Here is a 25,598-nt window from a genome sequence, read left to right as displayed (position 1 = left end):
TATCGCCTTAGTGGGCGGCTTCCGGTTTGTGCTTCGGCGCGCTCTGGAAGTCGTAAGTCAGCGTATTTTTCACGCTGTCCAGAGAGACCGTCACCTGCCCCCCGTCGACCAGCGAGCCAAACAGCAGCTCGTTCGCCAGCGGTTTTTTCAGGTTGTCCTGAATGACGCGTCCCATCGGACGTGCCCCCATCGCCCGGTCGTAGCCTTTTTCCGCCAGCCAGTCGCGCGCTTCCTGGCTGACTTCCAGGGAGACGCCTTTCTGATCCAGCTGAACCTGCAGCTCGACGATAAACTTGTCGACAACCTGATGGATCACCGTGGTGGAGAGGTGATCGAACCAGATAATGTTGTCGAGACGGTTACGGAACTCCGGCGTAAAGATCTTCTTGATCTCATCCATTGCATCCGGACTGTTGTCCTGCTGGATAAGGCCAATCGATTTACGCTCGGTTTCCCGCACCCCGGCGTTGGTGGTCATCACCAGCACCACGTTGCGGAAGTCAGCTTTACGTCCGTTGTTATCGGTCAGCGTTCCGTTATCCATCACCTGCAGCAGCAGGTTGAACACGTCCGGATGCGCTTTTTCGATCTCATCGAGCAGCAGCACCGCGTGCGGATGTTTAATCACCGCATCGGTCAGCAGCCCGCCCTGATCGAAGCCGACGTAGCCCGGAGGCGCCCCGATTAAACGGCTGACGGTATGACGTTCCATATATTCGGACATATCAAAACGCAGCAGCTCAATACCCAGCGCCTTCGCCAGCTGCACGGTCACTTCGGTTTTCCCCACCCCGGTCGGCCCGGCGAACAGGAATGAACCCACCGGCTTGTGCTCATGGCCCAGCCCGGCGCGCGCCATTTTGATGGCTTCCGTCAGCGCCTCGATGGCCTTATCCTGACCAAAGACCAGCATTTTCAGTCGATCGCCAAGGTTTTTCAGCGTATCGCGATCGCTGCGGGAGACGCTCTTCTCAGGGATCCGCGCAATGCGCGCCACCACTGACTCGATATCCGCCACATTGACCGTTTTCTTACGCTTGCTGACCGGCATTAAGCGCGCCCGCGCCCCTGCCTCGTCAATCACGTCAATCGCCTTATCCGGCAGATGACGATCGTTAATGTATTTCACCGCCAGCTCAACCGCGGCACGCACCGCCTTGGCGGTATAACGCACATCGTGGTGCGCTTCGTACTTCGGCTTCAGACCGTTGATAATCTGGACGGTCTCTTCCACCGACGGTTCGGTAATATCAATTTTCTGGAAACGGCGGGCCAGCGCACGATCTTTCTCAAAGATGTTGCTGAATTCCTGGTAAGTGGTGGAGCCAATCACCCGGATCTTGCCGCTGGAAAGCAGCGGTTTGATCAGGTTAGCCGCATCGACCTGACCGCCAGACGCCGCCCCCGCACCGATGATGGTGTGGATCTCATCAATGAACAGGATGCTGTTGGTATCCTGCTCCAGCTGTTTGAGCAACGCTTTAAAGCGTTTTTCAAAATCGCCACGGTATTTCGTCCCGGCCAGCAGAGAACCAATATCGAGCGAGTAGATGGTGCAGTCAGCCATGACTTCCGGCACATCACCCTGCACAATACGCCAGGCAAGGCCTTCGGCGATGGCGGTTTTACCGACGCCGGATTCTCCCACCAGCAGCGGGTTATTTTTACGCCGACGGCACAGAACCTGGATGGCGCGCTCCAGCTCTTTTTCACGGCCGATCAGGGGATCAATGCCGCCGACGCGAGCAAGCTGATTGAGGTTGGTGGTGAAGTTTTCCATACGTTCCTCCCCGCCGGCTTGCTCTTCATTGCCAGGCTGGCTTCCGCTGTTATCGGAAGACTGGCTCGGCTCGTCTTTGCGTGTACCATGAGAAATGAAGTTCACCACATCGAGTCGGCTCACTTCATGTTTACGCAGCAGGTAGGCGGCCTGCGACTCCTGCTCGCTGAAAATCGCCACCAGCACGTTGGCGCCGGTCACTTCGCTGCGGCCAGAAGATTGCACGTGGAAGACGGCGCGCTGCAGCACACGCTGGAAGCTCAGCGTCGGCTGGGTATCGCGCTCTTCTTCCGTGGCTGGCAGGACGGGTGTGGTTTGTTCGATGAAGGCTTCAAGTTCCTGACGCAATGCCACCAGGTCCACTGAACACGCTTCCAGGGCCTCACGGGCCGAGGGGTTGCTTAGCAGAGCCAGCAGCAAGTGCTCGACGGTCATAAACTCATGACGGTGCTCGCGCGCTCTGGCGAAAGCCATATTTAAACTGAGTTCCAGTTCTTGATTGAGCATAGGCACCTCCCCCAATTTTCATGCCTGTATTCAGGCTTTTTCCAGCGTACACAGCAATGGATGCTCGTTCTCCCTCGCGTACTGATTCACCATAGCGACTTTGGTCTCCGCCACTTCCGCGGTAAACACGCCACAAATCGCCTTACCTTCATAGTGAACCGTGAGCATCAGTTGCGTTGCACGTTCAACATCATAAGAAAAGAATTTTTGTAACACGTCAATAACAAACTCCATTGGAGTGTAGTCATCATTGACCAATATCACTTTATACATAGATGGCGGTTTAATCGCATCACGAACTTCGTCGTCAACCAGGTGCTCGAAGTCCAGCCAATCTCTCTTACTCATCGTCAGTGTTCATCATCGGTTGCTGTTGCCAACAGGCGGAGGCCTGTCGATGACCAGAGGTTATGCTCATCACAAATCTACAACAGATCATAGATAACTATCATCTATCGCTTCTATCCGCGACGGCTGTCACATTCCCCGGCAATAGCGTTAACTGCTTCAAATTTTGACGCATTTTTCGCCGCTCCCCCTCCTCAATCGCTTGACGCGTTTTCGTATTTCTCTAAATTGTAGTGGCGAGAGTTGGCGAGCAATTGAACAACTCGTCACTCCACCACCGGTTCATTCCATCTTACTAATAAAGATTTACGAAGGATGTCGAAGTATGGAAATGGGTACTGTTAAGTGGTTCAACAATGCCAAAGGGTTCGGTTTTATCTGCCCTGAGGGCGGCGGCGAAGACATTTTCGCCCATTACTCCACCATCCAGATGGATGGTTACAGAACGCTAAAAGCCGGACAAGCCGTTCGGTTTGATGTTCACCAGGGGCCAAAAGGCAACCACGCCAGCGTGATCGTCCCTGTGGAAGCGGAAACGGCTGCATAACTCTTTTGCTTCATTGTGTACATCCTGCTAATAAAATGCCAGTCCTTCTGACTGGCATTTTTATTTCTCATCCCGACTACTCCCGCGCCAGGGCATCCACCGGATCGAGCCGCGCCGCATTGCGCGCCGGCAGCCACCCAAACAGCACCCCGGTTAACGTCGAACAGAGAAACGCTGTCACCAGCGCCAGCGGCGAAAAACCGATCTCCCAGCCGGGGAGAAACAGCTGCAGAATAAACGCAATCATCAGCGACAATGTCACCCCCAGCGCGCCGCCGACCAGGCAAACCAGCACCGCTTCGATGAGAAACTGCTGCAGCACATCGCTGGCCCGGGCACCAACCGCCATGCGGATACCTATCTCACGCGTCCGTTCAGTCACCGACACCAGCATAATATTCATCACGCCAATCCCGCCGACCACCAGGGCGATCACCGCCACCAATGTAAGGAACAGCTGTAAGGTATGTGTGGTCCTTTCGGCGGTTTTCAAGATGCTGTCCATATTCCAGGTGAATACATCTTTTTTACCATGCCGCAGCTCCAGCAAACGCAGCAGCTGTTTTTCAGCGGTGTCGCTGTCATAGCCTTCATGAACGCGGACGGTGATCGAGTTCAGCCACGACTGGCCCATCACCCTTCCCGCCATGGTGGTGTAGGGCAACCAGACGCGGAGAATTTTACTGCTGCCGAACATCGACTGCTTTTCATCCGCAACGCCAATCACCGTGGCCGGCATATTGCCCACCAGAATCACCTCGCCCACCACTTTCGCTTTGTTGGGAAACAGCTGGCGACGGGTATTGCTGTCGAGCACCACCACCTGCGCCCGGCTGTTGAGCTGCAGCTCATTAAAGGTATTGCCCTCGCTAAAGGTCATGCCGTAAACATTAAAGTATTGCGGCCCCACCCCTTCCGCGCTGGCGGCTACGTCAATATTGTTGGCGCGCAGACGCAGGCTTTTTGACACCGCCGGCGTAGCGGAACGCACCCACGGCTGTTTCTGGATCGCCAGCAAGTCGTCATACTTCAGCGCCTGTTGATAGCGCGGGTCGTCATCGCCAAAATCCTTGCCAGGGTAGACGTCAATGGTATTGGTGCCTATCGCGCGAATATCTGCCAGCACCATCTGTTTGGCGGCATCGCCCACCACGACGATCGACACCACCGAGGCAATCCCAATAATAATGCCGAGCATGGTCAGCAGGGTGCGCATTTTATTCGCCGCCATCGCCCGCCAGGCCATGACCAGCGCCTCACGAAAGCCGCTGGTGAACTGACGCCACGCCGAGGGCTCCTCCTGCTGACGGGCGCGCAGCCCACCGCCCTGGCGGCTGGCGGAGGGGTTGCGGACGATTTCGCCATCGCGGATCTCGACGATCCGCTCCGCCTGAGCGGCGACCTGCGGATCGTGAGTGACAATGATGACCGTGTGCCCCTGCGCTTTCAGCTGGTGCAGGATCGCCATCACCTCTTCGCCGGAATGGCTGTCCAGCGCGCCGGTCGGCTCATCGGCGAGGATCACTTCCCCACCGTTCATCAGGGCGCGGGCGATACTGACCCGCTGCTGTTGGCCGCCGGACAGCTGCGACGGCTGATAGTCGGCGCGATCGCCAAGCCCCAGGCGCGCCAGCAGCTCATGAGCGCGCGCCAGGCGCGCCCGCCGTTCACTGCCGGCATACACCGCCGGCACTTCGACGTTCTGCGCGGCGGTCAGATGCGACAGCAGGTGATAGCGTTGAAAGATAAAACCAAAGTGTTCCCGCCGCAGACGGGCCAGCGCATCGCCATCCAGCTGCGCAATATCGGTTCCCGCCACCCGATAGGTGCCGCTGGTGGGTTTATCAAGGCAGCCAAGGATGTTCATCAGCGTTGATTTACCCGAGCCGGAGGCGCCCACGATCGCCACCATCTCCCCGGCATGGATACTGAGGGTGATCCCCTTGAGGACCTCAACGCTGCCGTCGCCGGAAGGATAGCTGCGACGAATATCACGCAGCTCGAGCAGGGCCGTCATTTTGCCGCCCCGCTCGCGCTCTCGCCGACGATCACCTCATCCCCCTCTTCAAGCCCCTGCACCACCGCGACGTCGGTATCATTGCGCGCGCCAATGACAATTTCACGCTCTTTGACCTCGCCGGTACGCAACAGCCGGACGTGGTAGCGGTTATCACCGACCGCATCGCCCAGGGCGCTCAGCGGGATGGTGATCACGTTCTTTACCTCGGCCAGTTGAATATGCACCTGCGCGGTCATGTCGAGGCGCAGGATCCCCTGCGGGTTCGGGACCTCGAAGCGGGCATAATAGAAGATGGCGTCGTTGACTTTTTCCGGCGTCGGCAGAATGTCCTTCAGCTTGCCTTCATAGCGGGTTAACGGGTCGCCCAGCACGGTAAACCACGCCTTTTGCCCCGGTCTGAGATGGATGACATCCGCTTCGGAGACCTGCGCTTTAACCAGCATGGTGCTGAGGTCCGCCAGGGTCAGAATATTCGGCGCCTGCTGGGCAGCGATCACCGTCTGTCCCTGCAGGGTGGTAATTTGCGTCACTTCGCCAGCCATCGGAGCCAGGATCCGCGTGTAGTCGAGGTTGGTCTTCGCGGTGTCGAGCGTCGCCTGGTTGCGCTTAATTTGCGCTTCAATGGTGCCGATTTGCGCCTGTTTCACCGCCAGGTCGGTGGCCGCGGTATCGAGGTCCTGTCGCGAGACCAGCTGGCGCTGCGCCAGCTGCTGCTGACGGGCCAGGGTCACCTGCGCCAGCTTACTCTCCGCGCGCGCCTGATTGAGCTGGGCGCGCAGCTCCATCAACGTCGCTTCCACCTCTTTGATCTGGTTTTGCGCCTGCTCAGGATCGATAACCCCCAGCAGTTGGTCCTTTTTGACCTTATCGCCGATATTCACGTGCAGCGTCTTCAGCTGTCCGCTGACCTGGGCGCCGACGTCAACTTTTCGCAGGGCATCCAGCTTGCCGGTAGCCAGCACGCTCTGCTGGAGGTCGCCTTTGCGCACCACCAGTGTCTGGTAGTGCGGCAGCGGCGCGTTGAGGATCTGCCATCCCCAGACCGCCAGACCCAGCACCACGATCGCCAACAGCCACCAGACGGTCCTGCGTTTTCCCTTCAATTTCATATTCCGATTCCTGCTGTTTCCCTGCCGCTCCAGGCGGTGATTCTATCGAAACCCATTGGCAACAGAACATCCATTTTTCGCGCCAATGACGTTTTGTTTAGCTGCCGGAGAGCTTTGCGCCGCCGAGCCCCCCGACGGTGAAGAGATTAATCGGCGCGACCGCGGGCCAGCCACAGTACCCGCGAGAACATTTTTTTCAGCAGCGTCGGCACTGCGTCCACCCCACGGCGGCCGGCTTCCATTGCCACCTCAATCGCCAGGTCCGGCTTGGATGAACGATGAATGGCCTTGGTGATCACCCGCCGCATATTCATGGGCACATTATCCGGGATCTGCGCCACCCGGTGGTAAACGTCATCAAATCCCTGACGATACATAAAGTGTTCCATATCCAGCGCCGGCAGAGTGGTCAGATGGTCGCGCTCCAGCTCGCGATCGTTATTCAGCAGGCCGCGTACGGTCGCGGCATATTTTTTCCCTGCCTCATCGCCGTCCACCAGCACGTGCCACTGGATCCCCATCCGGCGGGCGAATTTGATCAACGGCTTCAGGCCCGACTGGGCGAATTCAATGACTTTCACCCCTTCAGCATCAAAATGATGGCCGCACTGGCGGGCCAGTTCGTTGATAACCCAGGTTTCCGTCTCCCCTTCCACCAGCAGCCAACAGCGGGCGAAGAGCGATGAGGCGCGATTGAAGCGGATATGAAAGGCAATGCGCCGACTCTCTTCGGCATTCATTCCGCCGGGCCCCAGCCGCCATGCCGACACCCGCGCCGATTCACGCACCAGCCGACACACCTGCTCCACCGGCGTCAGGGACAGCAGCTCTCCGGAGTTGGTGGTGGTCACCCGCTGCAACGGCAGCAAATTCAGCAGATGCCAGGCGACGGAGAGCATGATCGGATGCAGGCGGGTCTCGGGATCTTCAATCAACAGCAGCGGCCGCGCGTCGCGATCGAGGCGCACCGTCCCTTTCGCCTGCAGCAGGGTGGCGAACAGCCCCAGCAGGATCACCCGATGGCTGCGCCCGCCGGGCTTGTCGATCATCCGGTTGATAATATCCAGATAACGCCAGCTACGCTGTTCATCATGGGAACGCCGCCGCATCAGGCGATGTCGCGTCTGGGCGCTGCTTTGCTCGGCAAAATAATGCTCCAGCAGCTGCACCATGGCCGACAACCCCTCGCGGATCTGACCGTCGGATAAATTTTGCGGGTGGCTGACCAGTTCGCGGGACAGAAAATCCAGCTGGCGGGCGGTGATCTCTATCTGCGGCGAGTGCGGTACCGTTCCGTTATGAATGCGCCGCATAAAGCGCGCATCGCGCAGGCGCAGCACCGGCATCAAACGCACCAGGTGTCTGGCCAGCTCATCGATATCCTCCAGCGCCAGCGCTTCGCCTTCGCCATCGATAAAACTGCGCAGGGTCATCACGCTGTCGTCATCGGCGAGTTCGCCTTCCAGGCGGTAGAACACCCGGTGATACCCGTCATCACAGGGCACCCAACAGCGCTGAAGCGGACGGAAACGCCGCACCCGATGGCGTCCCGGCTCCGTTTCGCGGAAGGTCAGAATAATATGCAAATGGTGCTCGCGCCCCTGGATGTCGCCCGCGGGGAACCAAAAGTCATCGCGAACAAAGTGATAAAGATCGAACTCTGGCGACAAAAGCAGGGTCAGCGCATCAAGCAGACTGGACTTCCCCCACGCGTTTTCCCCGATCAGGACGTTATTTTGCTCGAGCATCAACGACAGACGATTGATACCGCGAAAACCGACGATTTCTACGCGCTCAAGAAGCATATCCCCTCCGCTAAACCACCACTCTCCTTCAGTAATCAACAGTATAGCGAGGGCGGCGGCAAGATGACACTCCGCTTGGTCACCTCGCGCATCCTATTCAGGAGGTTAAATATATTCATAAAATTACACACTTACCGCCTATTAACCGCTGTTGATTATTCATCAAACAAAATAGTTTTATTTCAGACGTTATGTTCTACACTATTGATAATCTTGGATGGATATAGGAATAGTTAAACTGGCAAACGCAATCCCTTCACCTTGCCCTAAATCAAATAATATCAATATATTTAACTGGCTCTGGGACGGCGATTATCTCTAGAATAACGCCGCTTTATTTTTATCGTCGTCCCTTATCACGATAAATAAAGAACGGCACGGTCCGCTCGTGCGCGTATACATTTAAATTGAGGTGGTTATGTTCAGAAAATTAGCAGCCGAATGCTTCGGCACCTTCTGGCTTGTATTTGGCGGCTGCGGTAGCGCCGTCCTTGCCGCAGCATTTCCCGAGCTGGGTATCGGTTTTGCCGGCGTGGCGCTGGCATTTGGTTTAACCGTATTAACCATGGCGTATGCGGTTGGCCATATTTCCGGCGGTCATTTCAACCCGGCGGTGACCTTAGGCCTGTGGGCCGGCGGTCGTTTCCCGGCGAAAGAGGTCATTGGCTATATTATCGCCCAGGTGGTCGGCGGAATTATTGCCGCCGCGGTGCTGTACGTAGTGGCCAGCGGTAAAGCCGGCTTTGATGCCGCCGCCAGCGGTTTTGCCTCCAACGGCTATGGCGAACACTCCCCGGGCGGCTTCTCTATGCTGTCGGCTATCGTTATTGAAATCGTACTGACCTGCGGCTTCCTGCTGGTTATCCATGGCGCTACCGACAAACACGCGCCTGCGGGCTTCGCGCCGATCGCTATCGGCCTGGCGCTGACCCTCATCCATTTGATCAGCATTCCGGTCACCAACACCTCAGTCAACCCGGCGCGCAGCACCGCGGTGGCGATTTTCCAGGGCGGTTGGGCGCTGCAGCAGCTGTGGCTGTTCTGGGTCATGCCGATCGTCGGCGGGATCCTCGGCGGCGTGCTATACCGCACTCTGCTGGAAAAACGCGATTAATCTTTTCTAAAGCCCGGGTCCCCGGGCTTTTTCTTTCTGGCGACAGCTTTACTCGGCCCGGCTATTTGGATAGTGTCATGAGCGCTATTCTCATCATGCAAGGGTTGCATCGTTCATGTTCTCGGGACTGTTCATCATTCTGTTGCCGCTGGTCGTCGGCTATTTACTGCCTCTTCGTCACTCCTCCGCGTTAAAACTGATTAACCGGATGCTGAGCTGGATTGTCTATGTGATCCTCTTTTTTATGGGTATCAGCCTGGCGTTTCTCGACAATCTGGCCAGCAATCTGCTGGCGATATTGCATTACGCCTCGGTGAGCGTGGTCATCATTTTACTGTGTAATATTACCGCTCTGCTGTGGCTGGAAAGAAAAATGCCCTGGCGCAGTCTGCATCGTCAGGAGAAATTACCCTCGCGCCTGGCCATGGCCCTGGAATCACTCCAGCTGTGCGGTGTGGTGGTGCTCGGTTTCTTGCTTGGCCTGACCGGCCTGTCTTTTTTACAACACGCCACCGAAGCCAGCGAATATACGCTGATCTTTCTCCTGTTCCTCGTCGGTATTCAATTACGCAATAATGGAATGAGTCTGCGACAAATAGTCCTCAACCGGCGGGGAATGATCGTCGCCGTGGTGGTCACGGCCAGTTCATTACTCGGCGGCATCCTCAACGCCTTTATTCTGGATTTGCCGCTAAAGACCGGTCTGGCGATGGCCAGCGGCTTCGGCTGGTATTCACTCTCCGGTATTTTACTGACCGAATCCTTTGGCCCGGTGATCGGCAGCGCGGCGTTCTTTAACGACCTGTGCCGCGAGCTGCTGGCCATCATGTTAATTCCGGGCCTGATTCGCCGTAGCCGCTCCACGGCGCTGGGGCTGTGCGGCGCCACCTCCATGGACTTCACCTTACCGGTGCTGCAGCGTTCCGGCGGCGTGGAAATCGTCCCTGCCGCCATCGTGCACGGTTTTCTGCTGAGCCTGCTGGTCCCGATCCTGATCGCCTTTTTTGCCGCCTGAGCAGGCGCTGGCGGCAGACTTCTTGCCGCCAATTTTGCGCTAAATCAATCTCCCTTTAAGTTGCATCAGAAATACCTTTTCTCCTCACGCGCTCGGGCATAACCTTAAACATGTATATCAAATATAACTTTAAAGGTGTGACCATGTTTTGTGTGCAATGTGAACAAACCATTCGTACCCCGGCCGGCAACGGCTGCTCTTACGCGCAGGGGATGTGCGGTAAAACAGCGGAAACCTCCGATCTGCAGGATCTGCTGATTGCGTCACTGCAAGGCCTCTCCGCCTGGGCGCTCAAGGCCCGCGAATATGGCATTATCGACCACGACGTCGATAGCTTTGCGCCGCGCGCTTTTTTCTCTACGCTGACTAACGTTAACTTCGACTCCCCGCGTATCGTTGGCTATGCGCGCCAGGCTATCGCCATGCGTGAAGCGCTTAAAGCGCAGTGCCTGAACATTGATGCCCACGCGACGGTTAACAATCCGATGGCCGCTCTGCAACTGGCTAGCGACGATCTGGGCGACCTGCAGCGTCAGGCGGCGGAATTTACCCCGAACAAAGACAAAGCGGCCATCGGCGAGAACATTCTCGGCCTGCGCCTGCTGTGCCTGTACGGCCTGAAAGGCGCTGCGGCTTATATGGAGCACGCGCACGTTCTCGGCCAGTATGACAACGACATCTACGCCCAGTACCATAAAATCATGGCATGGCTGGGTACCTGGCCTGCCGATATGAACGCGCTGCTGGAGTGCTCAATGGAGATCGGCCAGATGAACTTCAAAGTCATGAGCATTCTGGACGCCGGTGAGACCACCAAATATGGTCATCCGACCCCAACCCAGGTCAACGTTAAAGCGACCGAGGGCAAGTGCATCCTGATCTCCGGCCATGACCTGAAAGATCTCTATAACCTGCTGGAGCAGACCGAAGGCACCGGCGTTAACGTCTATACCCACGGGGAAATGCTGCCGGCGCACGGCTATCCGGAGCTGCGTAAATTCAAACACCTGATTGGGAACTACGGCAGCGGCTGGCAGAACCAGCAGGTGGAGTTCGCCCGCTTCCCGGGCCCCATCGTCATGACCTCTAACTGCATCATCGACCCCACCGTCGGCGCCTACGACGATCGTATCTGGACCCGCAGCATCGTCGGCTGGCCGGGCGTGAACCACCTGGAAGGTGAAGACTTCGCGCCGGTTATCGCCCAGGCGCAGCAGATGGCTGGCTTCCCGTACAGCGAAATCCCGCATCTGATCACCGTCGGCTTTGGCCGTCAGACCCTGCTCGGCGCGGCGGACACACTGATCGATCTGGTCAGCCGGGAAAAACTGCGTCACATTTTCCTCGTCGGCGGCTGCGATGGCGCCCGCGGGGAACGTAACTATTTCACCGATTTCGCCACCAGCGTGCCGGACGACTGCCTGATCCTGACCCTGGCCTGCGGTAAATACCGCTTCAACAAGCTGGACTTCGGCGATATCGAAGGCCTGCCGCGTCTGGTGGATGCCGGGCAGTGCAACGATGCCTACTCGGCGATTATTCTGGCGGTCACGCTGGCGGAAAAACTGGGCTGCGGCGTCAACGATCTGCCGCTGTCGCTGGTGCTTTCCTGGTTCGAGCAGAAAGCGATCGTCATCCTGCTGACGCTGCTGTCTCTCGGCGTGAAAAACATTGTCACCGGCCCGACGGCGCCTGGCTTCTTCACTCCGGATCTGCTGGCTATCCTCAATGAGAAGTTTGGTCTGCGTTCCGTGACCACCGTGGAACAAGATATGCAGCAGCTGCTGAGCGCGTAAGGAGTCCCTGATGACCATGCCAACCTCACAATGCCCGTGGCGAATGCAGGTGCATCACATCCATCAGGAAACGCCGGATGTGTGGACCGTTTCATTGCTCTGCCATGACTATTATCCGTACCGTGCCGGGCAGTACGCCCTGGTCAGCGTGCGTCATTCGGCAGAGACCCTGCGCGCTTACACTATTTCGTCCACGCCGGGCGTCAGCGAATATATTACGTTGACCGTTCGCCGTATTGACGATGGCGCGGGCTCACAGTGGCTCACCCGCGACGTAAAGCGCGGCGACTATATCTGGCTGTCCGACGCGATGGGGGATTTCACCTGCGAGGATAAGGCGGATGATAAGTTCCTGCTGCTGGCCGCTGGCTGCGGCGTCACGCCGATCATGTCGATGCGCCGCTGGCTGGCGAAGTACCGTCCGCAGGCCGACGTGCAGGTGATCTATAGCGTTCGTTCGCCGGAGGATGTGATCTTTGCCGAAGAGTGGCGCAACTATCCGGTTACCCTGGTGGCGGAGCACCACGCGACGCACGGTTTTGTCGCCGGCCGTCTGACCCCGGAACTACTGCAGAGCGTGCCGGATATCGCCAGCCGCACCGTGATGACCTGCGGGCCAGCGCCGTATATGGAGAAAGTTGAACAGGACGTTGCCGCCCTGGGTGTTACCCGCTTCTTTAAGGAGAAGTTCTTCACCCCGGTGGCGGAGGCCGCCACCAGCGGGCTGAAATTCACCAAACTGCAGCCGGCGCGAGAATTTTACGCGCCGGTTGGCACCACCCTGCTCGATGCGCTGGAGAGCAATCAGGTGCCGGTGACCGTCGCCTGCCGCGCCGGCGTCTGCGGCTGCTGCAAAACCAGAGTCGTTTCCGGGGAGTATAGCGTCACCAGCACCATGACGCTGACCGACGGCGAAATCGCCGACGGCTATGTGCTGGCCTGCTCCTGTCACCCGCTGGGCGATCTGGTTCTGGCTTGACCTTAAAAGGCCGGATGACGCTATGCTTATCCGGCCTCTGTTTCTGCTTTACGTCGTACGCAGTTGTTCCGCCTTTCGGCGCATGGCTATCGCCAGACCGACTGACCGGCCAGCGAGTAACGCCCGGCGCCCAAAAGCGCTATCGCCAGCGCGCCAACAAAAAAATAGACCAGATTCTCGATCGCCCACGCGCCCACCGCATCAAGCGCAAACGTCTTGCCGAGACCGACCATCAGCCACGCCACTACCATGGTGAAAGCCAACACCAGCGCCGCTGGGCGCGTCAGGATGCCGACAATCAACAAACAGGGGGCAACCACTTCCCCCACCAGCACACCGTAGGCGATAAACCCCGGCAACCCCTTCGCCACCAGCATCCCGCTAATGCCGTCCACGCCATCCAGCAGCTTGTGCAAACCGTGAAAGAGCATTAACCCGCCGACGGCGAGTCGTAACAAGAGTTTACCGGCATCTTCATGCGACAGCGTTCTATTTACTGTGTTTAACAATCCCTTAACCATTTGATGTGCTTCCTGTTTTACACCATGTGAGACCCCAGAGTATGCCCAATACTTCAGCAATAAAACCAGCGAAAAATTGAGGGAAATCGGCAACGTACGCTGCAGTTTCATCTAAGCTTGAAGGCGTTATCAAAAAAAGGAGATGGAGATCATGAAACAAACCGTGGCCGCATACATTGCCAAAACGCTGGAACAGGCCGGCGTGAAACGTATCTGGGGCGTCACCGGCGATTCCCTCAATGGATTGAGCGATAGCCTGAACCGCATGGGCACCATCGACTGGATGGCCACCCGGCACGAAGAGGTCGCTGCTTTCGCCGCCGGCGCGGAGGCGCAACTGACCGGCGAACTGGCGGTCTGCGCCGGTTCCTGCGGTCCGGGTAACCTGCACCTGATCAACGGTCTGTTTGACTGTCACCGCAACCATGTCCCGGTGCTGGCGATTGCCGCCCACATCCCTTCCAGCGAGATTGGCAGCGGCTATTTCCAGGAGACCCATCCCCAGGAGCTGTTCCGCGAATGTAGCCACTACTGCGAGCTGGTCTCCACCCCGGAGCAGATCCCGCAGGTGCTGGCGGTGGCGATGCGTAAGGCGGTGATTAACCGCGGCGTTTCGGTGGTGGTTCTGCCCGGCGACGTGGCGCTGAAAGCCGCCCCGGAGAGCGCCAGCAGCCACTGGTATCATGCGCCGTTGCCGACGGTCTCCCCGGCCGACGAGGAGCTGCGCAAGCTGGCGCAGCTTATCCGCTACTCCAGCAATATCGCGCTCATGTGCGGTAGCGGCTGCGCCGGCGCCCACCAGGAGCTGGTTGAGTTCGCAGCAAAAATTAAAGCCCCCATCGTCCATGCGCTGCGCGGTAAAGAGCATGTGGAGTATGACAACCCGTATGATGTGGGCATGACCGGGCTGATTGGCTTCTCTTCTGGCTTCCACACCATGATGAATGCCGACACCCTGATCCTGCTCGGCACCCAGTTCCCCTATCGCGCCTTCTATCCGACCGACGCCAAAATTATTCAGATCGACATTAACCCCGGCAGCATCGGCGCGCACAGTAAGGTTGATATGGCGCTGGTGGGCGACATCAAATCAACGCTAAAGGCGCTGCTGCCGCTGCTGGAAGAGAAAACCGATCGCCGCTTCCTCGATAAGGCGCTGGAGCACTATCGCGACGCGCGAAAAGGACTCGACGATCTGGCGAAGCCCAGCGAGAAGGCGATCCACCCGCAATATCTGGCGCAGCAGATCAGCCATTTTGCCGATGAAGACGCCATTTTCACCTGCGATGTCGGCACCCCGACCGTCTGGGCGGCACGCTATCTCAAGATGAACGGCAAACGCCGCCTGCTGGGTTCATTCAACCACGGCTCCATGGCCAACGCCATGCCGCAGGCCATTGGCGCCAAGGCCACCGCGCCGGAGCGTCAGGTGGTGGCCATGTGCGGCGACGGCGGGTTTAGCATGCTGATGGGGGATTTTCTGTCGCTGGCGCAGATGAAGCTGCCGGTGAAAATTATCATCTTTAACAACAGCGTGCTGGGTTTCGTGGCGATGGAGATGAAGGCCGGGGGCTATCTCACCGACGGCACGGAGCTGCACGACACCAACTTCGCCCGCATCGCCGAAGCCTGCGGTATTAAAGGTATTCGCGTTGAGAAAGCTGCCGAAGTGGATGAAGCGCTGCAGACCGCCTTCCGCACCGACGGTCCGGTGCTGGTCGACGTCGTGGTCGCCAAAGAGGAGCTGGCGATCCCGCCGCAGATCAAGCTGGAGCAGGCGAAAGGCTTTAGCCTGTATATGCTGCGGGCGATCATCAGCGGGCGCGGCGATGAAGTCATCGAACTGGCGAAAACCAACTGGCTCAGGTAAAACAGAAGCAATACTCTGAACCAGAACAAGGAAAAGCCGTGATCGATCTGCGCAGTGATACCGTTACCCGTCCCGGGCGCGCCATGTTGGAAGCCATGATGGCCGCCCCGGTCGGGGACGATGTGTATGGCGACGACCCTACCGTCAATGAACTTCAGCGCTACGCCGCCGACCTGGCCGGCAAAGAGGCGGCGCTGTTTCTGCCCACCGGCACCCAGGCCAACCTCGTCGGCCTGCTCAGCCACTGCCAGCGCGGCGAAGAGTATATCGTCGGCCAGGGGGCGCATAACTATCTGTACGAAGCCGGCGGGGCGGCGGTTCTCGGCAGTATTCAGCCGCAGCCGATTGACGCCGCGGCGGACGGTTCGCTGCCGCTGGATAAAGTCGCAGCGAAAATCAAACCTGACGATATCCATTTTGCCCCGACCCGCCTGCTGAGCCTGGAAAACACCCATAACGGTAAGGTGCTGCCGCGCGACTATCTCCAGGAAGCCTGGGCGTTTACCCGCCAGCGCGATCTGGCGCTGCACGTCGACGGCGCGCGCATCTTTAACGCCGTGGTCGCCTACGGCTGTGAGCTGCGTGATATCGCCCAGTACTGCGACTCCTTCACCATCTGCCTGTCAAAGGGGCTTGGCGCCCCGGTTGGCTCGCTGCTGGTCGGCAGTGAGGCGTATATTCGCCGCGCCGTTCGCTGGCGGAAAATGGTCGGCGGCGGGATGCGCCAGGCGGGCATTCTGGCCGCCGCCGGGCTGTACGCGCTGAAAAATAACGTGCAGCGCCTGCAGGAGGATCATGATAACGCCGCGTGGATGGCGGATCAGCTGCGCGCCATCGGCGCCGACGTCACCCGTCACGATACCAACATGCTGTTCGTTCGCGTCGGTGATGAACAGGCCCGGGCGCTCGGCGAGTTTATGCAGGCGCGCGGCGTGCTGATCAACGCCTCGCCAATCGTCCGTCTGGTCACTCACCTGGATGTCAATCGTCAGCAGTTGAGCGAAGTGGTCGCCCACTGGCAGGCTTTTTTACAACGCTAAGGAGTCAGGCGTGTCGCAATCGGTTCTGGTGCTCGGCGCCAGCGGCTATATTGGTCAGCATTTAGTCCGCGAATTAAGCGCGCGGGGTTATCCGGTGCTGGCGGCGGCGCGCCATACTGACCGGCTGCAAAAACTCGCTTTGCCCGGCGTCACCTGCCGGTCAGTCGATCTCAATCAGCCGCAGGCTCTGCCTGCGCTGCTCACAGGTATCGATACCCTTTACTATCTGGTACACGGCATGGGCGAAGGCGGCGATTTTATCGCCCATGAGCGTCGGGTGGCGACGCATGTTCGCGATGCCCTGCGCCAGACGCCGGTGCGTCAGATTATCTTTCTCAGCTCGCTGCAGGCTCCAGCGCAGGAGCAGTCCGACCATCTGCGCGCTCGTCAGGTCACCGGCGATCTCCTGCGCGAGTCGGGCGTGCCGGTAACCGAGCTGCGGGCCGGAATTATCGTCGGCGCCGGCTCCGCCGCCTTCGAGGTGATGCGCGATATGGTCTATAACCTGCCGGTGCTGACCCCCCCGCGCTGGGTGCGTTCGCGTACCACCCCTGTCGCGCTGGAAAACCTGCTCGTTGACCTCGTTGAGCTACTGAATCACCCTTCCGACGCGCACCGCGTCTTCGAAGCCGCCGGTCCGGAGGTGTTAAGCTATCAGCAGCAGTTCATTCGCTTTATGGCCGTCAGCGGCAAACACCGCCCGCTCATTCCGATTCCCCTGCCGACGCGCTGGATCTCGGTGTGGTTCCTCAATGTCATCACCTCGGTGCCGCCGACCATCGCCAAAGCGCTAATTCAGGGGTTGAAGCACGATCTGATCGCCGATGACCGGGCGCTGCGGGCGCTGATCCCGCAAACGCTGATCCCCTTCGATCAGGCGGTTCGCCGCACCCTGAAAGAAGAAGAGCAGCTGGTAAACTCCAGCGACTGGGGCTACGACGCCCAGGCTTTCGCCCGCTGGCGACCGGAGTATGGCTATTATCCGAAACAGGCAGGCTGCACCATCACCACTCAGGCGAGCCGCAAAGCCCTGTGGCAGGTCGTTAACCAAATCGGCGGTAAAGAGGGATATTTTTTCGGCAATCTGCTGTGGAAAACCCGCGGCGCGATGGATCTGCTGGTCGGCCACCGGCTGGCCAAAGGGCGACCGCAGCGCGACTATTTGCAGACCGGCGATACGGTCGACAGCTGGAAGGTGATTATCGTGGAGGAAGAAAAACAGCTCACTCTGCTGTTCGGCATGAAAGCGCCGGGACTGGGCCGGTTAAGCTTTACCATTAACGATAAAGGCGATCGTCGTGAACTGGACGTCCGCGCCTGGTGGCACCCGCACGGTATGCCGGGCCTGGTCTACTGGCTGCTGATGATCCCGGCGCACCTGTTTATTTTCCGCGGTATGGCGCAACGCATCGCCCGGTTGGCCGAACAAATCTCAGGCAGAGTCGAAGGATAAGCATTATTCTTTCATGATTCTCATTGCATAGTCGGGAGAATCACGGAAAAATGCGCATGAAATTCTTTTCTGGGACAGTAGAGTAATATGAAGGTACTGGTTACCGGTGCGACCAGCGGATTAGGCCGCAACGCAGTGGAATATCTGCGCAACAAGGGCATCAGCGTGCGAGCGACCGGGCGCAACGAAGCGATGGGTAAGCTTCTGAGCAAAATGGGGGCGGAATTCATCCCGGCAGATTTAACCGAGCTGGTCTCTTCGCAGGCTAAAGTGATGCTCGCCGGTATCGATACCCTGTGGCACTGCTCAAGCTTTACCTCGCCCTGGGGCACGCAGCAGGCTTTCGATCTCGCTAACGTCCGCGCCACCCGCCGCCTCGGCGAATGGTCGGTAGCATGGGGCGTACGCAATTTCGTCCATATCTCTTCGCCCTCGCTCTATTTTGATTATCACCACCATCGCGATATTCAGGAAGATTTCCGCCCGCACCGCTTCGCCAATGAGTTTGCCCGCAGCAAGGCGGCCAGCGAAGAGGTGATCAACCTGCTGGCGCAGGCCAACCCGCACACCCGTTTTACCATTTTGCGCCCGCAGAGCCTGTTCGGGCCGCACGATAAAGTCTTTATTCCCCGGCTGGCGCAAATGATGCAGCACTATGGCAGCGTCCTGTTGCCGCGGGGCGGCAGCGCGCTGGTCGATATGACCTATTATGAAAATGCCGTCCACGCGATGTGGCTGGCGAGCCAGCCGGCCTGCGATCATCTTCCCTCCGCCCGCGCGTGGAATATCAGCAATGGCGAACCGCGCACCCTGCGCAGCATCGTGCAGAAACTGATCGATGAGCTGGGCATTAAATGCCGGATCCGTTCAGTTCCCTACCCGATGCTGGATATTATCGCCCGCAGCATGGAGCGTTTTGGCGATAAAACGGCCAAAGAGCCGGCCTTTACCCACTACGGCGTCTCTAAACTTAATTTTGATTTTACGCTCGATATCACGCGCGCGCAGGATGAGCTGGGCTATCAGCCGGTGGTGACGCTGGACGACGGGATTGTGCGTACCGCCGCCTGGTTGCGCGACCACGGTAAACTTCACCGCTAACCCTGGCCATATTTCTCTAACAGCGCCTCGGCTATCGCTTCGGTTTGCGCATCCGCTACGCCATCCCAGCGCTGGGGGCGGAAGTGCATCTGGAAGGCGATAATTACCCGTTTCCTCTGCGCGGGAGTCATCTCCGGCGTGACCTGATAGCCGTAGCGTGCCAGCAAATCCAGCACCACCTCAGGGTCCACTGGCTCACTGGGCGGCCGCCCGTTCAGATAAAAAGCCACCCGCTGCTCGTCCGGCCAGGCGCCAATCCCCTGCTGCGCCAGCTGTTGCCAGGGGAACAACGGCCCCGGATCGTCTTTGCGCTGCGGGGCGATATCGGCATGGGCCACCACGTTCTGCGGCGCGATGTGGTAGCGAGTGATAATATCGCGCGCCAGCGGGATCAGGGCCGCGATCTGTTCCGGGTGAAAGGGAGTAAAGCTTTTACCTCCCGCGGTCTTCTGCCAGCCGCGGTTTTCCAGTTCAATACCGATGGAAGTATCGTTGATGCGCGTGCTGCCGCGCCAGTAGCTTACACCGGCGTGCCAGGCCAGATCCTCTTCCGGCACCAGCTGCCAGATCCGCGGTTTATCATGGTGGCGCGGCGGCTGTTCAGGAATTAAATAGTGGGAGCTGACCTCTTTATCGGTCAGGGTCGCCAGAGAAGTATCAAAGTTGTCTGCCGTGTAGTGGATCACCAGCACTTTTATTCGCGGATAGGCCGCCTGCGCCGGATGGCGGGTGTCCAGCTGGTATCCATCGCGATCGATAATCCCTTTTTCGCCGGCACAGCCGCTTAGCAGTAACGCCAGCAGCGCGATCAGCGCAATCCGTGTCATTCTTTCATCCTTGCCCGGCAGCCTCTCCGGGTTAATAAGACCATCGATTTCGTCCTTTATTTTTCGCCTGGTACAGCGCGCTGTCCGCCCGGGCGATCAGCGTCTCCATCGGAACCGTGCCGTCGGAAGCGACGACCCCCATACTGACGGTCACCACCGAGGCCACCGCCGAAGCCTCATGGGGGATCGCCGCCTCGCTAATTTTCTGCTGAATGCGCTCGGCAATGGAGGTGGCTCGCGCTAAGGAAACCCCGGGCAGCGCGATGACAAACTCTTCGCCGCCGTAGCGGGCGACCAGATCGCCCTCGGCCCGTACCGCCATTTTAAGCACTTGGGCGACAGTCGATAAGCAATCGTCGCCAGCCTGGTGGCCATAGTGGTCGTTGTAACGCTTAAAGTAATCGACGTCGATCATCATCAGCGCCAACGGCGTTTTTTGCTGCCAAATCTCCGCCAGATAGGCATTCAGCGCCCGGCGATTCGCGGTCCCGGTTAATGCATCCTGGTTGGCAATGCTTTCCAGCCGCTGAATAAGCCGCATATTTTCCTGATGCGTATTCCAGGCCTCATCATACCAGCGCTTAAGAATACGCCTGCCATAGAGTAAAATCGCCGTAAAAATGCCCCACAGGATCAAAAAGCGGACCTCAGTGTGAGGGTGGATCTGTAGTCCCGCCAGCAGGGCGGTTCCCCATAGCGGAAGCAAAAAAGCGATAATGCCGGGCCAATGGTGATACAGCGCGGCGAGGCCGGTGGTCATTAATATCACCAGCAGCGGCCAGGCGAAGGGCAGTGTCCAGAAAAAGATAAAACAGTAATTACTCAGGGACCAGCACAGGCTGAGTGCCAGCTGCAGGCCGGTGATGATACTCAACGTATAGCGCCCCTGCGCCAGGCGCGGCGTGACGGCAATAATGGCTAAAATTACCGAAATAATAATAACCGCGATCAGCGCGACTTCGACATAAGGAATAACCGCCTGGTGCGTTAACAGCTTCTTATCAAAATGCGTAAAGATAAAATTGCGGAAGAAAACCATTAACGCAAAAGCGATATTGACAAAGGCCAGCCAGGGCATACTCATGGATAGCGCATGGCGCTGGACATTATCTCTGGTGGCCCACAGCTCGGTTCGCAGCTGGCGGACGCCCTCTTGCTTATTTGTTAACATCTTATCTCCCTGGTGACCTGCATGACCATGGGCGCAGACCCTGCTTTGCTTTATGATAAACCATGTTTCCGGGAATGTCTGTCAACGCTTCCCCCCTTTCTGCCCCGGCGCCTTAAGCTGATTTTCTGCTAACGTCAGATGAAAAGGGTCTGGTCCTCTCCCTATGTGTATCCGGCAAAAAAAAGCAAGCATTATCAATACGAAATACGTCATCTTTTCTTTAAAAAAGAGTTAACTAACCGTCATAAAATTGCAGTATTCCACTTGAAAAAAAAACGGTGTTAGTACAATCTGAAACCGCTCATTGGTGAGATAAAACAAGAGCATGATGATAGCAAGATAAACAATGGAGTCTAAAAATATGAAATATGCAGCTTTAGTGGCAGGTGCAGCATTGTTTTTAACGGCGAACGCCTTCTCTGCAGAAATTTTAACGAAAGAAGCCTTCGATAAGGTCCATACGCAATATACTAAAATCGGTACCATTTCTTCTACCGGTCAGACTGCACCCAGCGATGCCCGTGAAGAACTGATTAAAAAGGCCGATGAGAAAGGCGCAGACGTTATCGTGCTCTCTTCCGGTAATACCGATAAAAAACTGCACATCTCCGCTAACATCTATAAGAAGAAGTAATTAATCTTATATTTCAAGAAACATTATCATATTGCCCGGGTAATGTTTCTTGTTTGACCAAAAAGTCTGTTTATTTTTAAACGGCCCCCAGATTTTCCTGCCTTAATATCATACAGCGATCTCCCCTGTCGATGTCCTGCCCTAAGGCCGTAGTCACATCAAGGTCTTAGCTCTTTGCGTCAAGTACAATCCGTACGCTATACGCTATGCTTTAACGGAAACTGAAAACGTAGTTCGCTTATAAGGAAATCATCATGCGCTACAAACTTCTTGCAGCACTTCTCCCTTGCGCGCTGGCGCTCAGCGCCTGTACGACCGTCACCCCGGCCTATAAAGATAATGGCACCCGCAGCGGCCCCTGTGTCGAAGGCGGCCCTGACGACGTAGCGCAAAAATTCTACGACACCCAGCTCCAGAACCGTACGCAGGATCCGGCGGCGCTGCGCCCCTATCTCAGCGACGGCCTGGCGAAGCTACTCAATGACGCCCGTCAGGATCCGGCCAACAGCAAACTGCTGCAGGCTAACCTGTTCTCCAGCAGCAGCACCCCGGCGGACAGCGCCGTCGTCGCCAGCGCCTCAACCATCCCTAATCGCGATGCGCGCAACATTCCGCTGCGCGTGGAGCTGAAGCAGGGAACCCAGAGCTGGAAAGACGAAGTGCTGATGATCCAGGAAGGCCAGTGCTGGGCCGTCGATGACGTTCGCTATCTCGGCAACAACAGCCACGCGCCGGCCGGGACGTTGCGACAGAGTCTGGAGAAACGTTAGTTCCGGAGTTGAAGCGACGTCGCTGAAACGATAACCCCGGTAAAATGTCGGTATTCGCCCCGAGAATGCCGACATTTACTCCCCCCTCACCCACCAGGCAATATTTTGTGCTAACTTTAAAGCTAAACGTGGTTTAGATTTAACTTTTAACGCATAAATATTGCATAACTATTCTGCCAAAGGTAGTATTTGCGGCCTCAATAGCTATTCGTATCAGACTGCCCAGATGAGTATTAAACTAAACGGCATTAATTGCTTCTACGGCGCGCACCAGGCGCTGTTCGACATCACGCTGGATTGCCCGCAGGGGGAAACGCTCGTGCTGCTCGGCCCCAGCGGTGCCGGGAAGAGCTCGCTGCTGCGCGTACTCAACCTGCTGGAGATGCCGCGTTCCGGTTCATTAACCATCGCCGGTAACCATTTCGACTTCACCAGAGCGCCGTCCGATAAAGCGATTCGCGAACTGCGGCAGAACGTCGGCATGGTCTTTCAGCAGTACAACCTGTGGCCGCACCTGACGGTACAGCAGAACCTGATCGAGGCCCCCTGTCGCGTACTGGGGTTAAGCAAGGATCAGGCGCTGGCTCGCGCAGAGAAGCTGCTGGAGCGCCTGCGTCTGAAGCCCTACAGCGATCGTTACCCGCTGCATTTATCCGGCGGTCAGCAGCAGCGTGTGGCAATCGCCCGCGCGCTGATGATGGAGCCGCAGGTTCTGCTGTTCGATGAGCCTACCGCGGCGCTCGACCCGGAAATCACCGCCCAGATCGTTAGTATCATCCGCGAGCTGGCTGAAACCGGCATCACCCAGGTTATCGTCACCCATGAAGTTGAAGTGGCGCGCAAGACGGCCAGCCGGGTGGTGTATATGGAAAATGGCCATATCGTCGAGCAAGGGGATGCCTCCTGCTTCACGCATCCGCAAACTGACGCGTTTAAAAACTATCTTTCACACTGATGTTTTTCGGGGAAATGACGATGAAAAAAGTACTGATTGCCGCCCTGCTCGCAGGCATGAGCCTCTCCGCTTCCGCCGCGCAAACCATTCGTTTCGCCACCGAGGCCTCCTACCCTCCGTTTGAGCTGGTGGATGCCAACAACCAGATCGTCGGTTTCGATGTGGATCTGGCTAACGCGCTGTGTAAAGAGATCGACGCCACCTGTACCTTTACCAACCAGGCCTTTGACAGCCTGATCCCGGGCCTGAAATTCCGCCGTTTCGACGCGGTCATGGCCGGGATGGACATCACGCCTGAGCGTGAAAAGCAGGTCCTGTTCTCCACCCCGTATTATGACAACTCGGCGCTGTTCGTCGGTCAGCAGGGCAAGTTCACCAGCATTGACCAGCTGAAGGGCAAAAAAGTGGGCGTACAGAACGGCACCACCCACCAGAAATTTATCACGGATAAACATCCGGAAATCACCACCGTGCCTTACGACAGCTACCAGAATGCGAAGCTGGATCTGCAGAACGGTCGTATTGACGCGGTCTTCGGTGATACCGCTGTGGTCACCGAATGGCTGAAGAGCAATCCGAAGCTGGCGGCCGTGGGCGATAAAGTGACCGACAAAGCCTATTTCGGCACCGGGCTGGGCATTGCCGTGCGTCAGGGCAACACCGACCTGCAGCAGAAATTTAACGCTGCGCTGGAAAAAGTGAAGAAAGACGGCACTTACCAGACCATCTATAACAAATGGTTCCAGAAGTAAGACTGAATGAACGAAATTTTTCCATTAGCAAGCGCCGCCGGGATGACCGTCGGCCTTGCCGTTTGCGCGCTCGCCATCGGCCTCGTCCTGGCGATGCTCTTCGCGGTACTGGAGTCAGTGAAATGGCGCCCGGTAGCCTGGCTTGCAACCGGCATTGTGACCATTCTGCGCGGCCTACCGGAAATTCTGGTGGTGCTGTTTATCTATTTCGGCTCGTCCCAGCTGCTGCTGACGCTCTCTGACGGTTTCACCATCCCGCTCGGGTTCACGCAGATCCCGGTGCAGATGCAGATTGAGAACTTTGACGTCAGTCCGTTCCTCTGCGGGGCGATCGCCCTGTCGCTGCTGTATGCCGCCTACGCCTCGCAAACGCTGCGCGGCGCGCTGAAAGCCGTTCCGCAGGGTCAGTGGGAGTCCGGCCAGGCGCTGGGGCTGTCGAAAGCGGCCATTTTCTTCCGCCTGGTGATGCCGCAGATGTGGCGCCATGCCCTGCCCGGTCTCGGCAACCAGTGGCTGGTGCTGCTGAAGGACACCGCGCTGGTGAGCCTGATCAGCGTCAACGATCTGATGCTGCAGACCAAAAGCATCGCCACCCGCACTCAGGAGCCCTTTAACTGGTATATCATTGCCGCAGCAATCTATCTCGTCATCACCCTGTTGAGTCAATACATCCTTAAGCGGATTGACCAGCGTGCGACGCGCTTCGAACGGAGACCAGGCTGATGCTCGACTACTTACCCGAACTGCTGAAAGGCCTGCATACCAGCCTGACGCTGACCGTGGCGTCGATTATCGTGGCGCTGATCCTGTCGCTGATCTTTACCATTATCCTGACGCTGAAGACGCCGGGGCTAGTGTGGATAGTGCGCGGCTACATCACCCTGTTTACCGGTACGCCGCTGCTGGTGCAGATCTTCCTGATCTACTATGGCCCCGGGCAGTTTCCTTCGCTGCAGGAATATCCATGGCTGTGGCATCTTATCTCCGAGCCGTGGCTGTGCGCCCTGATCGCCCTGTCGCTTAACAGCGCCGCCTATACCACCCAGCTGTTTTATGGCGCCATCCGGGCGATCCCCGACGGGCAATGGCAGTCGTGCAGCGCGCTGGGGATGAGTAAAAAGGATACCCTGGCGATCCTGCTGCCGTACGCCTTTAAACGCGCGCTGTCGTCCTACTCCAACGAAGTGGTGCTGGTATTCAAAAGTACTTCTCTGGCCTACACCATCACCCTGATGGAAGTGATGGGTCACGGCCAGCTGCTGTACGGAAGGACCTACGACGTGATGGTGTTCGGCGCCGCCGGGATTATTTATCTCATCGTCAACGGGTTGCTGACCCTGTTGATGCGCCTGGTGGAGCGCAAAGCGCTAGCTTTCGAACGGCGTAACTAGCGCCTGGCGTATTTGCATAATAAGCGAACAACAAGACGGACAAGTCAAACACCTGTCCGTCTTTTTTTCTATCAATTAAAATATTTAATCATT

The 25,598-nt window shown here is 57.5% G+C and carries 23 protein-coding genes; 15 read left to right on the top strand and 8 right to left on the bottom strand.

The window, feature by feature from the left end:
- Positions 1 to 7 precede the first annotated feature (7 nt).
- Both clpA and clpS read right to left on the bottom strand, forming a co-directional pair.
- Positions 8 to 2,287: an ATP-dependent Clp protease ATP-binding subunit ClpA gene (gene clpA, locus ABLU95_RS23975; protein WP_032455257.1), complete on the bottom strand. Its 2,280-nt coding sequence runs from the start codon at positions 2,285 to 2,287 to the stop codon at positions 8 to 10.
- 30 nt (positions 2,288 to 2,317) lie between these two features.
- Entirely contained in the window at positions 2,318 to 2,635 is a 318-nt protein-coding gene (gene clpS, locus ABLU95_RS23970) for an ATP-dependent Clp protease adapter ClpS (protein ID WP_002896520.1), read from the bottom strand.
- 325 nt (positions 2,636 to 2,960) lie between these two features.
- On the opposite strand from clpS, the gene cspD reads away from it, so the two are divergent.
- Positions 2,961 to 3,182: a cold shock-like protein CspD gene (gene cspD / locus ABLU95_RS23965; protein WP_002896516.1), complete on the top strand. Its 222-nt coding sequence runs from the start codon at positions 2,961 to 2,963 to the stop codon at positions 3,180 to 3,182.
- Positions 3,183 to 3,258: 76 nt separating this feature from the next.
- Here the strand turns inward: cspD and macB are convergent, their stop codons facing one another.
- From macB to ABLU95_RS23950, 3 genes are all read right to left on the bottom strand, one after another.
- On the bottom strand, positions 3,259 to 5,199 hold the full coding sequence (macB, locus tag ABLU95_RS23960; RefSeq protein WP_044521907.1) for a macrolide ABC transporter ATP-binding protein/permease MacB: 1,941 nt from the start codon (positions 5,197 to 5,199) through the stop codon (positions 3,259 to 3,261).
- The gene (gene macA / locus ABLU95_RS23955; RefSeq protein ID WP_085550642.1) at positions 5,196 to 6,311 is read right to left on the bottom strand and encodes a macrolide transporter subunit MacA; all 1,116 of its coding nucleotides are present in this window, start codon (positions 6,309 to 6,311) and stop codon (positions 5,196 to 5,198) included. Before macA ends, macB begins: the two co-directional genes overlap by 4 nt.
- Before the next feature lie 146 nt (positions 6,312 to 6,457).
- Complete coding sequence (locus ABLU95_RS23950) at positions 6,458 to 8,116, bottom strand: ATP-dependent endonuclease (RefSeq protein WP_023289003.1); 1,659 nt, start codon at positions 8,114 to 8,116, stop codon at positions 6,458 to 6,460.
- Positions 8,117 to 8,534: 418 nt separating this feature from the next.
- On the opposite strand from ABLU95_RS23950, the gene aqpZ reads away from it, so the two are divergent.
- From aqpZ to hcr, 4 genes are all read left to right on the top strand, one after another.
- Entirely contained in the window at positions 8,535 to 9,230 is a 696-nt protein-coding gene (aqpZ, locus tag ABLU95_RS23945) for an aquaporin Z (protein WP_004201355.1), read from the top strand.
- Positions 9,231 to 9,345: 115 nt separating this feature from the next.
- The gene (locus ABLU95_RS23940) at positions 9,346 to 10,245 is read left to right on the top strand and encodes a lysine exporter LysO family protein (RefSeq protein ID WP_048334579.1); all 900 of its coding nucleotides are present in this window, start codon (positions 9,346 to 9,348) and stop codon (positions 10,243 to 10,245) included.
- Between the two features lie 143 nt (positions 10,246 to 10,388).
- Positions 10,389 to 12,041 carry a hydroxylamine reductase gene (hcp, locus tag ABLU95_RS23935; RefSeq protein ID WP_262962909.1) on the top strand — a complete coding sequence of 551 codons (1,653 nt, stop codon included), beginning with the start codon at positions 10,389 to 10,391 and terminating at the stop codon, positions 12,039 to 12,041.
- Positions 12,042 to 12,051: 10 nt separating this feature from the next.
- A complete protein-coding gene (gene hcr, locus ABLU95_RS23930) occupies positions 12,052 to 13,020 on the top strand; it encodes an NADH oxidoreductase (protein ID WP_032455254.1) in 969 nt (322 codons plus the stop codon).
- Positions 13,021 to 13,106: 86 nt separating this feature from the next.
- Here the strand turns inward: hcr and ABLU95_RS23925 are convergent, their stop codons facing one another.
- A complete protein-coding gene (locus tag ABLU95_RS23925) occupies positions 13,107 to 13,541 on the bottom strand; it encodes a DoxX family protein (protein WP_032455253.1) in 435 nt (144 codons plus the stop codon).
- A 151-nt stretch (positions 13,542 to 13,692) separates the two neighbouring features.
- Here ABLU95_RS23925 and poxB point away from each other — a divergent pair, with 151 nt between their 5' ends.
- From poxB to ABLU95_RS23905, 4 genes are all read left to right on the top strand, one after another.
- Positions 13,693 to 15,411, top strand: coding sequence for a ubiquinone-dependent pyruvate dehydrogenase (poxB, locus tag ABLU95_RS23920; RefSeq protein ID WP_023288997.1), 1,719 nt, complete (start codon positions 13,693 to 13,695; stop codon positions 15,409 to 15,411).
- Between the two features lie 38 nt (positions 15,412 to 15,449).
- Positions 15,450 to 16,451 carry a low-specificity L-threonine aldolase gene (gene ltaE / locus ABLU95_RS23915; RefSeq protein WP_023288996.1) on the top strand — a complete coding sequence of 334 codons (1,002 nt, stop codon included), beginning with the start codon at positions 15,450 to 15,452 and terminating at the stop codon, positions 16,449 to 16,451.
- 10 nt (positions 16,452 to 16,461) lie between these two features.
- The gene (locus ABLU95_RS23910) at positions 16,462 to 17,904 is read left to right on the top strand and encodes an SDR family oxidoreductase (protein WP_023288995.1); all 1,443 of its coding nucleotides are present in this window, start codon (positions 16,462 to 16,464) and stop codon (positions 17,902 to 17,904) included.
- 87 nt (positions 17,905 to 17,991) lie between these two features.
- Complete coding sequence (locus tag ABLU95_RS23905) at positions 17,992 to 19,005, top strand: NAD(P)-dependent oxidoreductase (protein ID WP_002896399.1); 1,014 nt, start codon at positions 17,992 to 17,994, stop codon at positions 19,003 to 19,005.
- Here ABLU95_RS23905 and ABLU95_RS23900 read toward each other — a convergent pair.
- Positions 19,002 to 19,832 carry an N-acetylmuramoyl-L-alanine amidase gene (locus ABLU95_RS23900; protein WP_101861863.1) on the bottom strand — a complete coding sequence of 277 codons (831 nt, stop codon included), beginning with the start codon at positions 19,830 to 19,832 and terminating at the stop codon, positions 19,002 to 19,004. The genes ABLU95_RS23905 and ABLU95_RS23900 overlap by 4 nt on opposite strands.
- Positions 19,833 to 19,863: 31 nt before the next feature.
- Positions 19,864 to 21,003 carry a GGDEF domain-containing protein gene (locus tag ABLU95_RS23895; RefSeq protein ID WP_023288993.1) on the bottom strand — a complete coding sequence of 380 codons (1,140 nt, stop codon included), beginning with the start codon at positions 21,001 to 21,003 and terminating at the stop codon, positions 19,864 to 19,866.
- Positions 21,004 to 21,364: 361 nt separating this feature from the next.
- Between ABLU95_RS23895 and yahO the strand changes: the two genes are divergently transcribed.
- The 6 genes from yahO (at position 21,365) to artM (ending at position 25,505) form a co-directional block, all read left to right on the top strand.
- On the top strand, positions 21,365 to 21,637 hold the full coding sequence (yahO, locus tag ABLU95_RS23890; RefSeq protein ID WP_023288992.1) for a DUF1471 family periplasmic protein YahO: 273 nt from the start codon (positions 21,365 to 21,367) through the stop codon (positions 21,635 to 21,637).
- A gap of 254 nt (positions 21,638 to 21,891) precedes the next feature.
- Complete coding sequence (locus ABLU95_RS23885) at positions 21,892 to 22,407, top strand: lipoprotein (RefSeq protein ID WP_023288991.1); 516 nt, start codon at positions 21,892 to 21,894, stop codon at positions 22,405 to 22,407.
- 226 nt (positions 22,408 to 22,633) lie between these two features.
- Positions 22,634 to 23,362 (top strand): arginine ABC transporter ATP-binding protein ArtP, encoded by a 729-nt coding sequence (gene artP / locus ABLU95_RS23880; protein WP_032428704.1) that lies wholly within the window; start codon positions 22,634 to 22,636, stop codon positions 23,360 to 23,362.
- A gap of 20 nt (positions 23,363 to 23,382) precedes the next feature.
- Positions 23,383 to 24,114, top strand: coding sequence for an arginine ABC transporter substrate-binding protein ArtI (gene artI / locus ABLU95_RS23875; protein WP_002896390.1), 732 nt, complete (start codon positions 23,383 to 23,385; stop codon positions 24,112 to 24,114).
- Between the two features lie 6 nt (positions 24,115 to 24,120).
- Complete coding sequence (gene artQ / locus ABLU95_RS23870; protein WP_023288989.1) at positions 24,121 to 24,837, top strand: arginine ABC transporter permease ArtQ; 717 nt, start codon at positions 24,121 to 24,123, stop codon at positions 24,835 to 24,837.
- Positions 24,837 to 25,505 (top strand): arginine ABC transporter permease ArtM, encoded by a 669-nt coding sequence (gene artM / locus ABLU95_RS23865; protein WP_004201338.1) that lies wholly within the window; start codon positions 24,837 to 24,839, stop codon positions 25,503 to 25,505. The genes artQ and artM overlap by 1 nt, the downstream gene beginning before the upstream one ends.
- The last annotated feature ends 93 nt before the right edge of the window (positions 25,506 to 25,598 follow it).

Origin of the sequence: Klebsiella sp. GG_Kp146, from assembly GCF_040061975.1 — a bacterium.
Lineage (GTDB): Bacteria > Pseudomonadota > Gammaproteobacteria > Enterobacterales > Enterobacteriaceae > Klebsiella > Klebsiella quasipneumoniae.
Note: the sequence above shows the minus strand (reverse complement) of the source record. Positions and strands in the feature narration are given on the sequence as shown.